Annotated in this window: 18 protein-coding genes and 1 other RNA gene; 9 read left to right on the top strand and 10 right to left on the bottom strand. The window is 58.9% G+C overall.

The annotated features are described in order from the left end of the window. The first annotated feature begins 29 nt into the window (after nucleotides 1-29). Nucleotides 30-1,190: a ribonuclease D gene (rnd, locus tag ABWV42_RS00200; protein ID WP_353339498.1), complete on the top strand. Its 1,161-nt coding sequence runs from the start codon at nucleotides 30-32 to the stop codon at nucleotides 1,188-1,190. On the opposite strand, the gene ABWV42_RS00195 is transcribed toward rnd, so the two are convergent. Continuing rightward, nucleotides 1,191-1,769 (bottom strand): hypothetical protein, encoded by a 579-nt coding sequence (locus tag ABWV42_RS00195; protein WP_353338377.1) that lies wholly within the window; start codon nucleotides 1,767-1,769, stop codon nucleotides 1,191-1,193. Nucleotides 1,770-1,831: 62 nt separating this feature from the next. Here ABWV42_RS00195 and ABWV42_RS00190 point away from each other — a divergent pair, with 62 nt between their 5' ends. After that, nucleotides 1,832-2,242 carry a SufE family protein gene (locus ABWV42_RS00190; protein WP_353338376.1) on the top strand — a complete coding sequence of 137 codons (411 nt, stop codon included), beginning with the start codon at nucleotides 1,832-1,834 and terminating at the stop codon, nucleotides 2,240-2,242. Between the two features lie 4 nt (nucleotides 2,243-2,246). Here ABWV42_RS00190 and ABWV42_RS00185 read toward each other — a convergent pair whose 3' ends face one another. The 9 genes from ABWV42_RS00185 to ABWV42_RS00145 all read right to left on the bottom strand — a co-directional run bounded on the left by ABWV42_RS00185 (nucleotide 2,247) and on the right by ABWV42_RS00145 (nucleotide 8,149). Next, the gene (locus ABWV42_RS00185) at nucleotides 2,247-2,474 is read right to left on the bottom strand and encodes a ribbon-helix-helix domain-containing protein (RefSeq protein WP_353338375.1); all 228 of its coding nucleotides are present in this window, start codon (nucleotides 2,472-2,474) and stop codon (nucleotides 2,247-2,249) included. Next, the gene (locus tag ABWV42_RS00180; RefSeq protein ID WP_353338374.1) at nucleotides 2,471-2,650 is read right to left on the bottom strand and encodes a DUF4169 family protein; all 180 of its coding nucleotides are present in this window, start codon (nucleotides 2,648-2,650) and stop codon (nucleotides 2,471-2,473) included. The genes ABWV42_RS00185 and ABWV42_RS00180 overlap by 4 nt, the downstream gene beginning before the upstream one ends. Beyond that, a complete protein-coding gene (gene fumC, locus ABWV42_RS00175; protein ID WP_353338373.1) occupies nucleotides 2,650-4,044 on the bottom strand; it encodes a class II fumarate hydratase in 1,395 nt (464 codons plus the stop codon). The genes ABWV42_RS00180 and fumC overlap by 1 nt, the downstream gene beginning before the upstream one ends. Nucleotides 4,045-4,160: 116 nt before the next feature. Beyond that, on the bottom strand, nucleotides 4,161-4,634 hold the full coding sequence (locus tag ABWV42_RS00170) for an SspB family protein (RefSeq protein ID WP_255107925.1): 474 nt from the start codon (nucleotides 4,632-4,634) through the stop codon (nucleotides 4,161-4,163). A 96-nt stretch (nucleotides 4,635-4,730) separates the two neighbouring features. Continuing rightward, a complete protein-coding gene (gene chrA, locus ABWV42_RS00165; RefSeq protein WP_353338372.1) occupies nucleotides 4,731-5,975 on the bottom strand; it encodes a chromate efflux transporter in 1,245 nt (414 codons plus the stop codon). Nucleotides 5,976-6,028: 53 nt separating this feature from the next. After that, the gene (locus tag ABWV42_RS00160; protein ID WP_353338371.1) at nucleotides 6,029-6,454 is read right to left on the bottom strand and encodes an ester cyclase; all 426 of its coding nucleotides are present in this window, start codon (nucleotides 6,452-6,454) and stop codon (nucleotides 6,029-6,031) included. 76 nt (nucleotides 6,455-6,530) lie between these two features. Then, nucleotides 6,531-6,881: a transfer-messenger RNA gene (gene ssrA / locus ABWV42_RS00155) on the bottom strand. A gap of 133 nt (nucleotides 6,882-7,014) precedes the next feature. Next, nucleotides 7,015-7,398 carry an ectoine synthase gene (locus ABWV42_RS00150; RefSeq protein WP_353338370.1) on the bottom strand — a complete coding sequence of 128 codons (384 nt, stop codon included), beginning with the start codon at nucleotides 7,396-7,398 and terminating at the stop codon, nucleotides 7,015-7,017. A gap of 13 nt (nucleotides 7,399-7,411) precedes the next feature. Beyond that, entirely contained in the window at nucleotides 7,412-8,149 is a 738-nt protein-coding gene (locus ABWV42_RS00145) for a FadR/GntR family transcriptional regulator (protein WP_255107921.1), read from the bottom strand. 104 nt (nucleotides 8,150-8,253) lie between these two features. Here ABWV42_RS00145 and ABWV42_RS00140 point away from each other — a divergent pair, with 104 nt between their 5' ends. From ABWV42_RS00140 to ABWV42_RS00110, 7 genes are all read left to right on the top strand, one after another. Then, nucleotides 8,254-8,991, top strand: a complete 738-nt coding sequence (locus tag ABWV42_RS00140; protein WP_353338369.1) for a DUF2182 domain-containing protein — start codon at nucleotides 8,254-8,256, stop codon at nucleotides 8,989-8,991. A 24-nt stretch (nucleotides 8,992-9,015) separates the two neighbouring features. Next, the gene (locus ABWV42_RS00135; RefSeq protein WP_353338368.1) at nucleotides 9,016-9,702 is read left to right on the top strand and encodes a DUF1326 domain-containing protein; all 687 of its coding nucleotides are present in this window, start codon (nucleotides 9,016-9,018) and stop codon (nucleotides 9,700-9,702) included. 104 nt (nucleotides 9,703-9,806) lie between these two features. Continuing rightward, nucleotides 9,807-10,895: a dimethylsulfoniopropionate demethylase gene (locus ABWV42_RS00130; RefSeq protein ID WP_353338367.1), complete on the top strand. Its 1,089-nt coding sequence runs from the start codon at nucleotides 9,807-9,809 to the stop codon at nucleotides 10,893-10,895. 89 nt (nucleotides 10,896-10,984) lie between these two features. Further along, complete coding sequence (gene acuI, locus ABWV42_RS00125; RefSeq protein WP_353338366.1) at nucleotides 10,985-11,977, top strand: acryloyl-CoA reductase; 993 nt, start codon at nucleotides 10,985-10,987, stop codon at nucleotides 11,975-11,977. A 194-nt stretch (nucleotides 11,978-12,171) separates the two neighbouring features. Continuing rightward, nucleotides 12,172-12,546: a GNAT family N-acetyltransferase gene (locus ABWV42_RS00120; protein WP_353338365.1), complete on the top strand. Its 375-nt coding sequence runs from the start codon at nucleotides 12,172-12,174 to the stop codon at nucleotides 12,544-12,546. Nucleotides 12,547-12,576: 30 nt separating this feature from the next. Further along, the gene (locus tag ABWV42_RS00115; RefSeq protein WP_353339497.1) at nucleotides 12,577-12,996 is read left to right on the top strand and encodes an HIT family protein; all 420 of its coding nucleotides are present in this window, start codon (nucleotides 12,577-12,579) and stop codon (nucleotides 12,994-12,996) included. A 345-nt stretch (nucleotides 12,997-13,341) separates the two neighbouring features. Continuing rightward, the gene (locus ABWV42_RS00110; RefSeq protein WP_353338364.1) at nucleotides 13,342-14,922 is read left to right on the top strand and encodes a BCCT family transporter; all 1,581 of its coding nucleotides are present in this window, start codon (nucleotides 13,342-13,344) and stop codon (nucleotides 14,920-14,922) included. The last annotated feature ends 59 nt before the right edge of the window (nucleotides 14,923-14,981 follow it).

Raw genomic sequence — 14,981 nt, 5'->3', positions numbered from 1 at the left:
ACAGAACAACAAATGAAGACGCCCCGAGTATGAAAACTCTGACCACGACCGAGGAACTGGCCCAGTTTTGTGAACTGGCGCGGACCAAGCCTTATGTAACGATCGACACCGAGTTCCTGCGAGAGCGGACATACTATTCGAAGTTGTGTCTGATCCAGCTTGCGGTGCCCGATCACGACGGCGATGATGCCGTTCTGGTTGACCCTCTGGTGGGCGACCTGTCGCTGGAGCCCCTCTACGAACTGTTTCGGGATACATCTGTCGTCAAGGTGTTCCACGCCGCGCGGCAGGACCTGGAAATATTCTTTGTTGAGGCCAAGGTTTTCCCTGAGCCGCTGTTTGACACGCAGGTCGCTGCGATGGTCTGCGGCTTTGGTGAGCAGGTTGGCTATGAAACCCTTGTTCGCAAGATCGCCAAGCAGGGTCTTGATAAATCCAGCAGATTTACGGATTGGTCGCGCCGTCCCCTTACCGAAGCACAGCAGAAGTACGCGATTGCCGACGTGACACACCTGCGCAAGATCTATGAGTTCCTTGCTGCCAAGATTGCTGAAAATGGCCGTACGCATTGGGTGGCCGAGGAAATCCAGATCCTCACCAATCCCGAAACCTACACAATCCGTCCGTCGGAAGCGTGGAAGCGGGTAAAGACACGTACGACGACACCAAAGTTTCTTGCGGTCGTCAGAGAGCTTGCGCGCTTCCGTGAAGGCTATGCGCAAAGCCGGAATATTCCCCGCAATCGCGTGTTCAAGGATGATGCGCTCATCGAGCTTGCGTCGACGAAGCCTCGCAGCATGCAAGACCTGGGGCGCTCGCGCCTTCTGCTGCGTGAAGCCCGAAAGGGCGAAATCGCAGACGGTATTCTGGCGGCGATCAAGGTTGGCACCGAATGCAAGCCGGAAGAGATGCCTCGTGTAGATACCTCGCGTGAAAAGCTTCAGGTTAATCAGGCCTTGGCTGATCTTCTTCGCGTTTTGCTTAAGGCGAAAACCGAGAGTTCCGGTGTGGCGTCCAAGTTGATTGCAACAGCGTCGGACCTGGATCTTATTGCCGCTGGCGAGAGAGATGTGCCGGCACTCAGCGGTTGGCGTCACGAAGTGTTTGGTGAGGAAGCCCTTCGCCTGTGCGAAGGGAAAATTGCCCTCGCGGCCAAGGGCAATTCGGTAAAGACCATTCGCTTGAACTGATCAACGGCGGCGCGTTTGGCGCGCGTTGCTTTCTCCAACCACCTGAATTGTACGAACGCCCTCAAGCTGCTGATCGGTCATCTGGATAGCACCGGTGAGCAAGCGCGTGGCTTCTGGCCCGCCCTGTGGGGATCTTGGGTTCTGAACTGCGAGGAAATCGAAAGTCAGAACACCTTTTTGAGGTACGCCATCGTTGCGCGCCTGCAAGGCAACATCATAGGCACCCTGTACGTTGGCCAAACCCACCGCGCGGATGATGGCTCCTCCGGGGACGCGTTCAACGGCAAGTTCCTTGATCTGAGATACTGGTGTGCCCGCGTAGGCTGCTTCTGGTCTACTGAACAATCCGCCTTCACGTTTTGCAGGGATTAGAGGGTTTACTTCTTTTGTCTCGGTGGTAGACGCTGCAACCTCTTCGCTACGGCCAAACCAGTTGAACGGGTTCAGCCGCGTCGAGCAGGCGCTGAGACCTGTCGTTGCAATCAAAATGGCAAAGAGCAGTTTCTTGTTCATCGGCTCGACCTCGTCAACTTTTGCAGGAACAATTATCGTATCCCGAGCCAGTTGAAAAGCATCCATCGGGGGCTGGACCTTTTCCTTTTTGCGGCCTAGTTGAAAAGAAAGCCAAGAGGGAGCAGAACATGGCCACTGCCGCATTCGAAGAGATCGTCGAGGACTTCGAGTTCATCGAGGATTGGGAAGACCGATATCGCCATGTCATCGAGTTGGGCAAGGCGATGGATCCGTTGGATGATGCGCTGAAAGTTCCGGCGACCAAGGTGGATGGCTGTGCCTCCCAGGTCTGGCTGCATCCCAAGATCGAAGGGGGGGTGTTTTCCTTTGATGGTGATAGCGACGCGATGATCGTAAGAGGTTTGATCGCGGTCCTTCGTGCTCTCTATAACGAGTTGCCCGTTACAGAGGTGGGCAAGGTTGATGCGCGTGCCGAGATGGAACGGCTTGGCATGAATGAACACCTGTCATCGCAACGGTCAAATGGCCTGCGTGCGATGATCGAACGCATCCGGCTTGTGGCGAGCGAGGCCGCCTGAGACTTCAGCTTTCAGATTTGCGTTTGTAGTGATCGAGAACGAAGAGCCGGATGGCAGTGGCTAGTCCGGTTTCCAGTTCGCGTTCGGCATCAATATCAGCCGCCAAGGCGTTGATTGGTTGTTTCTTTTCTTCAGCGATATCTTTGAAGGCATTCCAGAAGGCATCTTCAAGCGAAACGCTGGTGCGGTGGCCGCGAAGAGTAAGCGAGCGTTTGACAGGGCGCGCGCTCATGGCTCTTCACGCTTGTGATCGTCAATGTGCCGGATGGATTTTTCGCGCTCTGCCGTTTCGCGTTGTTTCTCTGCCTTCGTCCGGCCGAATTTCACCGCGTTTTCGTCAGCACGGGCCTTTTTCTCGGCCCGCGCTTTTTGTTTTCTGAACCGGTTCAGATTGACCGGCTCTGACATCAGTCTTTCGGCCCGATCATCTGCTCGGGGCGCACAACTGCGTCGAAGGTGGCTTCGTCAACAAAGCCAAGCGCGATGGCTTCTTCCTTGAGCGTGGTGCCGTTCTTGTGGGCGGTCTTCGCAACGGTGGTTGCGTTGTCATAGCCGATGGTCGGTGCCAGGGCGGTAACCAGCATCAGCGACTCTTTCATCAGCTTGTCGATGCGCGGCTCGTTGGCCTTGATGCCCAGCAGCATGCGTTCGGTAAAGCTATCTGCGACGTCGCCCAGCAACTGCATGGATTGCAGCAGGTTGTAGGACATCATCGGGTTGTAGACGTTCAGCTCGAAGTGGCCCTGCGAACCGGCGAAGGTCATCGCGGCGTTGTTGCCCATGACGTGCGCGGCAACCTGCGTCATCGCTTCGGCCTGGGTCGGGTTGACCTTGCCCGGCATGATCGACGAGCCGGGTTCGTTCTCAGGCAGGATCAGTTCGCCAAGGCCCGAACGGGGGCCCGAGCCGAGGAAGCGGATGTCGTTGGCGATCTTGTACATCGCACCGGCAACGGTTACCAGAGCGCCGGACATGAAGACCATCGCATCATGTGCTGCCAGAGCTTCGAACTTGTTGGGGGCCGTCACGAAGGGAAGGCCGGTGATTTCTGCCATGTTGGCCGCCACGGCTTCGCCCCAGCCTTTCTGGGTGTTCAGGCCGGTGCCAACCGCGGTGCCGCCTTGTGCGAGCTCATAGATGCCGGGCAGGGCGGCTTCGACGCGGGCAATGCCCTGACGGATCTGGTGGGCGTAGCCGCCGAATTCCTGGCCCAGGGTCAGCGGGGTTGCATCCTGGGTGTGGGTGCGGCCGATCTTGATGATGTCCTTGAATTCTTCGGACTTCTGCTCAAGGCCTGCAGCCAGCTTGTTCAGGCCGGGAAGCAGAACGTCATGCACGGTCATCGCGGCGGCGATATGCATCGCGGTCGGGAAGGTGTCGTTCGAGGACTGGCCCATGTTGCAGTGATCGTTGGGGTGAACCGGATCCTTGGACCCAATCACGCCGCCGAGGATTTCGATGGCACGGTTGGCGATCACCTCGTTCGAGTTCATGTTCGACTGGGTGCCAGACCCCGTCTGCCAGACGACGAGCGGGAAGTTGTCGTCAAACTTGCCCGCAACCACTTCGCTTGCCGCTTGAATGACGGCGTCTGCGATCTTGGCGTCCATCTTGCCGGTGGCCTTGTTCTGCATTGCGCAGGCCTGTTTGATCACGCCCAGCGCACGGACGATGGCAACAGGCTGTTTTTCCCAGCCGATCGGGAAGTTCATGATCGAGCGTTGGGTCTGTGCGCCCCAATACTTGTCGGAGGGCACCTCGAGAGGGCCAAAGCTGTCGGTTTCGGTGCGGGTGTTGGTCATCGGTCAGGCTCCGTAACAGTGTCAGCCCGTTTCATAGAGAAACCGGCGAGAATTTCAATGCGGTATACAGTGGAATACAATGGGCGCGCGGCGGCAAATTGGCCCAGTCGCAGGATTTATCCCTTGCGGAAGCTGTCAAGGCTGACAACGTCGGCTTCTTTGCGTTCGGGTTCGTCCTCTGCTTCGATCTCGTCTTCTTCGACAATGTCTTCCAGATCTTCGAGATCATCGTCATCGTCCTGCGTTTCAAAGCGCAGACCGAACTCGACCGAGGGATCAACGAAGGTCTTGATGGCATCGTAGGGAATGTAGAGCGGCTCCGGAGAGTCGCCGAAGTTCAGCGTGACCGAGAACCCTTCGTCGGTGACATGCAGGTTTTCATACCAGTGCTGCATGACGACGGTCATTTCGCCGGGGTAACGATCCACCAGCCAATCCGCGATCTGAACGTCGGGGTGGTGGGTGTCAAAGGTGATGAAAAAGTGATGCTCACCCGGAAGACCGTTCTTTTCAACGTCGCATAACACATCCTGAATCAGGCTGCGCATGGCACGGTGCATAAGGTTTCCGTAGTCGATAGTTCGGGGCATCGGTTCACCATTGGAAGATCTGTCTCCCACCATAGAAGATTCGGAGGGAAACAAAAGAGAGGCAGGCAAATTTTACGTGGCCTGTACGGGATTAATTTACGTAAGGGAAATTCCGGTTGCGAGCACAGCCATGGCGGCGAGAGTTGCCAGAAGGGGCAGCCTTAAAGCGAGCAGAAGAAGCGCGGCAACGCCTGCAAGGAAAGCTGGCATCATCGCGAAACTGTCAAGTTTTGGAACCGCGCCAAAGACTGTTTGGGACACTTCGTCGAACAGGAAGTGCATTGCAAACCAAAGGCTTAGGTTTACGATGACGCCAAGAACGGCGGCAGAAATCATTTGCAAAGCGCCTGTGAGCCTGGGTTGGGAAAGCAGGTTTTCCACGTAGGGAGCAGCCGCGAAAATCCAGAGAAAACACGGTATGAAGGTGCACCATAGCGTAAGAAGGCCCGCCAGGATCGCCAGCGAAAGGCCGCCTTGGGCGTGGCCTGCAAGGATGCCGGTGAACTGGGTGACGAGGATGAGCGGACCGGGAGTCGTTTCGGCGAGGCCAAGAGCGTCCATCATTTGGGCAGTTTCCAGCCACTGATAGTCGTTCACCACGGCCTGAACCATATAGGCAAGCACTGCGTAGGCACCTCCGAAGGTAACCACGGCCAGTTTCGAGAAAAACAGGGCGAGAGTCAGCAGGAACTGGTGGTCCAGCATCCATACCAACAGGATGGGGGCGGCCCAGAGACCGGCCCAGGTCAACACGGTCGAAAGGGGCCGATTGTGCATCGGTGACGCGGGCGCGTCAGTACTTGCCTCGGGTTGTGCAAGCAGGGCACCCAATATGCCCGCAAGCAGGATCACCGCTGGGAAAGGCAGGAGGCCCGTGTAAAGGCAGAGGAAACTGAGTGCCGCAACGATCAGGTTTAGCGCTCCGTTCAACACCTTGAAAGACAGGCGAAACATCGCCTGAACTATGATCGCGATCACCGTTGCCTGAATGCCCAGAAAGGCCGCCTCAACAGCGGGCACCGATCCGAAGGCAATATAGAGGTAGGCCAGTAAAGAAATGGTAAGCGCGCCGGGCAGAACGAACAGCAGGCCACCGATTAGCCCGCCGGGGACACCGCGTAGCTTCCAGCCGGCGTAGGTGGCAAGTTGCATCGCTTCGGGGCCGGGAAGGAACATGCAGAAGGAAAGGGCACCCAGAAACTGCTCTTCCTTGATCCAGCCGGTGCGATCGACCAATTCGCGGTGCATCAGGCTGATCTGGGCCGCGGGCCCGCCAAAAGACAGGATGCCGATGCGGCCAAAGACGCGGAAGAGGTCGGGCAGTGTCGGTGTGGTGCTCATGTAGGGCAAGCAACACGGTGTCACGATTCTCGCAAGCAAAATCCGCGGCGGGTTTAGCCGATGGCCTGTCCCGTGAGGCAGAGGGCCATGGATTGCTCGGGCAGGAGATCGAGTTGTTCAAAGAAGCCCATGAAATCAAAGCAATTGTAGGTTTCGACCATTGTATCCCCCTCGAAGCGAGCAAAAAGCTGACCAGTGGCGAAGACGGGTTTTCCGGTGGCGGAAACGGTGGCATTGACGGACAAGAGCGCCGCGGCCCAATCGCCGTCTTCCATGACCTTGTCGAGTGTGAATTCCGGGCTGTCGACCAGTTCGAGGAACATCGGGACAAGTTCGCGAAACTCGGTTGGCCCCATGCGCATTTCGGGGATTAGTCCGGCTGCCCGCGTGTCTGGGGTGAATAGCTCATCTATTGCTTCAAGTTCGCCCTCGCGCCAGACGCGACGATACCATTCTTCCAGAATTTCTTTTTTTCCCATTGGGTTAAATGCTCCTGTGCAGGTCGCGCAAGAAGCAGGCTAAGCCAGAGGTCTGAGGATTTGGTTAAGGGAAGTGAGTGCAGGTTTCTGTTGCCAGGTACCTGCGAACCCCGCCTGACGCGGCTAGGCATCAGGGCTTAAAGTCGGTTCGACTCGAACTGCTTACGCAGCCAGAGCAACCGGAGCACGATTGTCGTTTGCAATTGTACTAGTTTCGCCGATAACGGTGGCAGACAGCCGAGACAAAGCTAACCCCTTTAGACGTTCGTCGATCCTATTTCGGCCCCTTGATCCCCAAACGAAGGATGTTGGTGGAGCCGCCGGGTACCGCCCCCGGGTCCGATCCGCTTATTATGAGCGCGTTTATGTCCATAGTTCCCGAGGGAACAGGGCTTAGATAGGCGGCAATCGGGGCGGTTGCAAGGGGTTTGAGGGCTGGCAGGTTAACGGTGAAACCCACGTCGGTATTACGTCGGTATCATGTCAGTATTACGGAGGTGCGCGGTCGGGAAATCGCTAAACCCTAAAGGAAAGTGCGGTGATTTCCGACAGTTACCAATTCAATAACCGGATGGGCCTTCGGCGTTCGGGTCGTGGGATTCCGTGCCCGTCAGGGGCGGGTTGAAGACGCTCACCAGAACAAGATCGCCCGCATCATCGGCGGTGAGGACATGTTCATCGTGTTGGTCGAGCGCATAGAGGGTGCCCGGTTCAATGCGATGTGTTTTGCCGCCGCTGCTGACCCAGCCTGCGCCCTGAATGCAGTAGCAGGCCTCGAGATGGTTTTCGTATTTCAACTCGGTAGAGGTGCCCGCGAAAACGATCGTGTGGCACAGGGTGAAACCCATGCCGTCGGAATCCACCAAAAAGCGGTGGCTGGTGCCGTTGCCCCAGTGGACAAACCTGTCGGTCTGTTCGATGTCGGCGCGCTTGCGGATGATCATCGGGGCGCTCGTTTCATTTGGCCGTGCGCGCTTCGCGCGCTTTCATGGCCTCTTCACCCAGTTGCAGGGTGTAGGCCGTGAGTTCCGCAAGGGCTGTGTCTGCGTCTTCGGCATTCCGGGCTTCGAGGGCGTCGGCGATGCGGGTGTGCAGGCCGACGATCATCTCGCGGTTGCGTTCGGTGAAGGTGATCATGTTCATCAGCGGCTGCATGGCCTCGACCGCGCCGGCAAGTTGATAGGAGAGTACGGGGTTGTCGGCGCCATCGACCAGTGCGCGGTGAAAGGCGACGTCACTGTCGCAGAAACTCTCGTCGGTCAGGCCGGGTTGGGACTGGCGGTGAATCTCGGCGCGCATGGTGGCGAGGTGGTCGGGTGAGCGGCGCTTGGCGGACATCGGGGCGCAAGCCCGTTCAAGGGCATAGCGGGCTTCGCAGGCGGTTTCGAAATCCACCGCGTTCATCGACAGAAGAAGTGTCGAGGTGGTGATGTGGTTGGCGTAGGCGTCTTCATAGGACAGACGGCGCACGAAGGCGCCGCCGGACGCGCCGCGTTGGGTGCGGATCAGGTTCTGGGCTGCAAGGCGTTTCAAGGCTTCGCGCACGGTGGGGCGGGAGACGTCGAACTGTTCGGACAGTTCCGCCTCGGACGGCAGGCGTTCGTCGACGTCCATCTCACCGTTTATGATGGAGTCGCGGATCGCCTTGGCAATCTGGGCAGAGAGGTCGGCGCGGCTTTTGGGGTCTATTTTCATTTGTCTGACATTTATTGTTTGATCTGAGTTTAATTGTCTGACAATTTAAATACAAGGATTGAGTCGTCGGAGAGACTGCCGTGGTAGCAGCGCGCATCAGAGCTATGACCGGTTGGCACTGGCTTGCCCTGTTCGGGGGCATTCTGGCCGCCTGGGCGATGCTGTTCGCGATGGCCCTGCCTGCCGAAATGCGCGAGGCGGGCATGATCTATGGGGCGGAGTTCTGGGAGAGCCTGTGCACGGTGACGCCGGATGCGGCCGGGTTCCTGCGCGTGTTCCTGATGTGGGTCCTGATGTCGGCGGCGATGATGGCACCAACCGCATTGCCCGCTTTTGCCACCTATGAAGAGCTGAGCAAAACCACCTCCAGCGGGCGGTTTGCGCATCTGGTCTGGGGCTATCTCGTGGTCTGGATCGGGTTTTCGGTGATTGCCGCGTCGGTGCAGATGGCGCTTTTCGCAGCTGATCTGGTCACGACCTTTGGTGACAGCCGTTCGGCGCTTTTGTCGGCCTTCCTGCTGTTGGTCGCGGGGGGATACCAGTTTTCGACCGTCAAGGAGGCCTGCCTGAGCAAGTGCCGCGCGCCGATGATGTTTTTCATGCAGCACTGGGACGAGGGGGCGCTGCGCAACGGGGTGCGGCTTGGGCTGGTTTGTCTTGGATGTTGCTGGGCGCTGATGCTCCTGGCGTTCGTCGGCGGGGTTATGAACATCGCTTTCATGGGGCTGGCGACAGTGATCATGGTTTTGGAGAAACTGCCCGATATCGGGCGTTGGGTGACACGGCCGCTTGGGTTCGCGCTTATTGGAGGCGCGGTCTTTGTCGGGGTGGGCGCCTTTTGAATTGTGAGATGAGGAGGAAAGCCAATGGCATCTGATCGTATCGAGGCGCCTGTCAAGATTGACAACCGCCACCCGGAGTCCGCGAAGTCGGGTCTCGGCACCATTCCGTGGGGTATCAAGGGCGAATTGATCCTGAACTGTAACTGTACGGTGTTCTGCCCCTGCGTTGTGTCGCTGGGTCTGCATCCGCCGACAGAGGGCCACTGCCAGACCTGGGGTGGTGTGCGGATCGACGAAGGCCATTATGGCGACGTGGACCTGTCGGGGCTGAACATCGGTCTGCTGATCGAGATCCCGGGCATGATGAGCCGCGGCAACTGGAAAGTCGCGCTGTTCATCGACGAACGCGCCAGCACCGAAGCCTATTACGCGCTGATTGATATCTTCTCGGGCAAGGCCAAGGGCACGACTGGTCTGTTCAGCGTTCTGGTCGGCGAGATCATCGGCGTTGAGCGTCAGCCGGTCAGCTATGAGACCGATGGCAAGACCCGCCACATCACCGTGGGCCGCAAGATCGACGGCGTTGTCTTCCCGGTGGAAGGCAAGGACAAGGACGAAGAGATCGTCATCAAGAACACCAAGTACTGGATGGGTCCGGACATCACCGTGGCCACCGCGTCGAAAGGCCGTGTGCGCGCCTATGGCCGAGTCTGGGACTTTGATGGACGGTCGGCCGAGATCTGCCAGATCGACTGGCACGGTCCGCGCTGATCCACAGTTAAGGACGGCGGAGCGGGAAGACATTCCCGGTCTGCCGGAAACGCAAGCGAACAACGAGCGGCCGCTTTGGGAGCGGGACCGCTGGAGATTGACAGATGGCCATGATCTTTCCATCGCGCCGGGTGCGGCGTACGCCATTCAGTGAGGGTGTCAAAGCGGCGGGCATGACCGTGTGCACGGTTTACAACCGCATGATCCTGCCCTCGGTCTTTGCCTCGCAGGAGGAAGACTATCGTCACCTCAAGACCCATGTGCAGGTCTGGGACGTGTCCTGTGAACGCCAGGTGGCGGTGCAGGGGCCGGACGCGCGCAAGCTTCTGGATATGCTGAGCCCGCGTGATCTCGACAAGATGGCGGCGGACCAGTGCTATTACATGCCGGCGATTGATCGCAACGGCGGTATGCTCAACGATCCGGTGCTGGTGAAACTAGCCGAGGATCATTTCTGGATCTCCATCGCGGACAGCGATTACCTGCAATATGTGGCGGGGGTGGCGGATGCCCTTGGGTTGGACGTGCGTGTTTGGGAGCCTGACGTCAGCCCATTGGCGGTGCAGGGGCCGAAGACGGATGAGCTGATGGCGCGGGTCTTTGGCGATGCCGTGCGGGATATCCGCTTTTTCCGATACAAGAAGCTGGCTTTCGAAGGTCGCGAGATGGTTGTCGCGCGCTCGGGTTATTCCAAGCAGGGTGGTTTCGAAATCTACCTCGACGGTTCGGACTATGGCATGCCGCTGTGGGACGCGCTGTTCAAGGCAGGCGAAGATCTTGAGGTGCGGGCCGGGTGCCCGTCGACGATGGAGCGCACCGAGGGCGGGTTGCTGAGCTATGGCAACGACATGAACCAGAGCAACACGCCTTTCGAGATCGGGTTGGGCAAGTTCGTGAATTCGCCCAAGGACTATATCGGCAAGGCGGGCCTGATGGCGCGGTCCGAGCCGGAACGTCAGATCCGGGCGGTCGAGATTGGTGGAGAGATCCCGCTGATCGACAAGGAATGGCCGCTTCTAGCGGATGGCAAATGGGTTGGGCAGGTCACGACGGCGGCATGGTCGCCGGATTTCCAGACCAACGTGTCGATTGCCATGGTCGAAAAGTCCCATTGGGACGCTGGCACCAAGCTGGAAGTGGAAACGCCGGACGGGATGCGGACGGCAGAAGTGAAGGCGCAGTTCTGGGCCTGAGACATGCGTCTGCGGGGTTTGGCTCGCGGCGTGGAATTTGGATGAGATGAAGCCGGGGCGCAGGCCGCGGTCAAGAGTGGGAGATAGACATGTTCAACGCATTGATCATGGAACAGAACGAAGAGGGCCTGGCGTCGGCGTCGATCAAGGAGATCGGTGAAGACCAGTTGCCCGAGGGCAATGTCACCGTGGCCGTCGAGTATTCGACGGTGAACTACAAGGACGGGCTGTGCCTTTCGGCGAAGGGGGGCGGCCTTGTGCGCAACTATCCCCACGTGCCGGGCATCGACTTTGCCGGAACCGTCGAGTCGTCGGACGATGATCGCTACAAGCCGGGTGACAAGGTTGTTCTGACCGGCTGGCGTGTTGGTGAGGTGCACTGGGGTGGCTATGCCCAGAAGGCGCGTGTGAACGCCGACTGGCTGGTGCCGCTGCCCGAGGGTCTGAGCCCGCAGCAGGCGATGGCCGTGGGGACCGCTGGTTTCACCTCGATGCTGGCTGTGATGGCGCTGGAAGATCACGGGCTGAAGCCGGGCAATGGTCCGGTTCTGGTGACCGGCGCGGCAGGTGGTGTGGGGTCGGTTGCGACCGCGATCCTCGCCAACCTTGGTTATGAAGTTGCCGGCGTCACCGGCCGTCCGGACACCGAGGACTATCTGAAATCGCTGGGTGCGACGCAGATCGTCCCGCGTGAAGATCTGAACGAGACCACCAAGCGTCCGCTTGAGAAAGAGACATGGGCGGGTTGTGTGGATGCCGTGGGCGGCGACATGCTGGCGCGTGTTCTGGGTCAGATGCAGTATGGCGCGAGCGTTTCGGCCGTGGGTCTTGCCGGTGGTGCCGGTCTGCCTGCCACGGTGATTCCGTTCCTGCTGCGCGGTGTGAACCTGTTGGGCATCGACTCGGTGATGCAGCCTTACGACAACCGCCTGCGCGCGTGGGAGCGGATTGCCAAGGACCTGCCGATGGACAAGCTTGAGGCGATGATCCGTCCGGCGGTTCTTTCGGACCTGCCGCAGCTTGGCGCCGATATCCTCAAGGGTCAGGTGCAGGGCCGCGTTGTTGTTGACGTGAACGCATAAGGGCGAACCGGGCGGCGGGGTTGACCGCCGCCCGGTTCCCGACTTAGGGTGCCTCGCATGATGTACCTGAACCGAACCCCTTTCTTTTTTGCCACCTCGACATAGGGTTGGCGGGAACAGGTATGTGTGATGAGACCGCCGCGAGGCGGTCTTTTTGTTTCTGGTCTCGCGGCACAGGAGACTGGAGACACGAGATGACACAGAACATGGCTATTCGCGGCGCAAAGGTGGCGGACATGGAGCCGCTTTTGGCGCTGATCCGGGCGGATGCGAAGGAAAGCGGGCAGGAGGCCGAGGTGGATGCCAACGGGCTTTGGCGCGAGGTGTTCGGCGCACAGGGAATGGCGACGCTGTTGGTGGCGGAAACCCGTGGGGAACTGACCGGATATGCGGTGACCGAACCACGCCTAGACCTGTTCAGCGGGCAGAGAGGTGTGGAACTGCGCTATCTGTACGTGGTGCCGGGGCGACGGACCAAGGGGGTTGCACGCTCTCTGGTGGCGGCGGCTCGGGCGCAGGCCTGCCAGAACGGCGAAGGCTGGCTGTCGCTTGCCAAGGCGGCGGGCTAATCTTGGGGCAAGCAAGTGATTCTGGAGAGGCTGATGAGCTACGACACCGACAACATTTTTGCCAAGATCCTGCGGGGCGAGATCCCCAGCGAGAAGCTGTATGAGGACGAGGACACCTATGTGTTCATGGACATCATGCCGCGTGCGGACGGGCATTGCCTGATCATTCCGAAAACGCCCTGCCGCAACATGCTGGATGCGTCGGACGAACAACTCGCGGCCTGCCTGAAGACCGTGCGTCGGATGGGCCACGCGGTGATGAAGGCCTTTGGCGCCGAAGGGGTGACCGTGCAGCAGTTCAACGAGGCCGCGGGCGGGCAGGAGGTGTTCCACCTGCATTACCACGTGCTGCCGCGTCACGAGGGCGTCAAGCTGCGTCCGCCGGGACAGATGGCGGATTTCGGGGTTCTGAAGGAGCATGCAGACAAGATCCGGGCGGCCCTGGGCTGACGCGCGCAAGAAATATTCCAAATTCAGCATTTATTTGATCTGGATCATGTTGCCGACTCGCAAGGGTCGGCAATTGTCGTTTTGTAAGGTGTGTTCGGGATGTATGTTTCCTCCGCAATCCTGACAGAGTTTCGGGCGCGCCTTACGTGCTTCTTAGTGGTGAAACGGGCCTTGATCCCCAGAAAGGCCTGTCTTCGGTGAGCGGCGCTTCCTCCGTGGAAGCGCCGTCTTTTTTCTGTCCGGTTTCCGTTAAACTTTGTCGCTTTTGTCTAGATGACGTCCATTTTGTCAGGCGCGTTTCCGCCGATCTGGCCGATCACTGCCCCACTACAGAGGAGTAGAGTCATGTCTGACAAGAAAGAGGCCGACTATGAAGTCGGCCAGGACAATATCCAGATCATGGGACTGGATATTCACAACCCCGTTTTCGGGGTTTCGGGCCTGACCATCATTGCATTCGTGTTCTTTTCGCTGGTTTTCCAGGAAGAGGCAGGCGAATTCTTTGGCTGGTTGCGCCCCGCTTTGACAAGCAATTTCGACTGGGTGTTCATGATCGCATGTAACATCTTTGTCCTGTTCTGCCTGTTCCTGATTGTGACGCCCTATGGCGGTATCCGTCTGGGCGGTAAGGATGCCAAGCCGGACTACAGCTATGCGGGGTGGTTCTCGATGCTGTTCGCGGCCGGTATGGGCATTGGCCTCGTGTTCTGGGGTGTTGCAGAACCGATTTCGCATTACGGTTCGTCGATTGGCGGAACGGCCGCAGAAAACGGTGTTCGGACCGACTGGGCACCGCTTGGGGCCGCTGCCGGTGACGCGGCGGCATCGCGTGATCTGGCAATGGCCGCGACGATCTTCCACTGGGGGCTGCACCCCTGGGCGATCTACGCCGTTGTGGCGCTGGCGCTGGCCTTCTTCAGCTTCAACCGTGGTCTGCCGCTGACCATGCGCTCGGTGTTTTACCCGATCTTCGGCAAGTACACCTGGGGTTTCCTGGGCCATGTCATTGACGTTCTGGCCGTGTTCGCGACCATCTTCGGTCTTGCAACCTCGCTGGGTCTGGGGGCGAGCCAGGCGCTGGCCGGTCTGAACTATCTTTTCGGTGTGCCGGTAAGCGACGGTATGAAGGTTCTTCTGATCATCGTGATCACTGTCTTTGCGCTGGTGTCCGTGGTGGCCGGTCTGGACAAGGGTGTGAAGCGCCTGTCCGAGGCCAACATGATCCTTGCCGCCGTGCTGCTGCTTCTGGTGCTTGTTCTGGGGCCGACCGTCGCGATCCTGACCGGGTTCTTCGACAACATGGTGGCCTATGTGAAGGAACTGCCTGCGCTGTCGAACTGGGTTGGTCGTGAAGACACCAACTTCATGCAGGGCTGGACCACCTTCTACTGGGCATGGTGGATCAGCTGGTCCCCGTTCGTCGGCATGTTCATCGCGCGTATTTCGCGTGGTCGTACCGTGCGCGAATTCATCATCTGTGTTCTCGTGATCCCGACCATCGTCGGCGCACTGTGGATGACCGTTTTCGGCGGAGCCGCGCTGGAGCAGATCATGGGTGACGGCGGAGCCGCGCTCAAGGATGCGGCGCTTGAGCTGAAGATGTTCAAGATGTTCGAGGCCTTTCCGCTGACCGGCATCCTGTCGTTCATCGGCATCATCCTCGTGGTTGTGTTCTTCGTGACCTCGTCGGACTCAGGCTCGCTGGTGATCGACACCATCACCGCAGGCGGCAAGACCAACGCACCGACCGCACAGCGCGTGTTCTGGTGTGTTCTGGAAGGTGCGATTGCGATCGTGCTGTTGCTGGGGGGCGGTCTTGGCGCATTGCAGGCCGCAGCGATTGCAACGGGTTTCCCCTTTGCCATCGTCCTGGTGCTGATGTGCCTGTCGATCTTTATCGGTCTGACCCGCGAACGCCGCAAGTAAGACACGCGTTTTTCACGCATGGAGAAGGGGCCGTTCGCGGCCCCTTTTTTCGTTTTCGA

Origin of the sequence: Pelagimonas sp. KU-00592-HH, assembly GCF_040369695.1 — a bacterium.
Taxonomy (GTDB): domain Bacteria; phylum Pseudomonadota; class Alphaproteobacteria; order Rhodobacterales; family Rhodobacteraceae; genus Shimia.
Note: the sequence above shows the minus strand (reverse complement) of the source record. Positions and strands in the feature narration are given on the sequence as shown.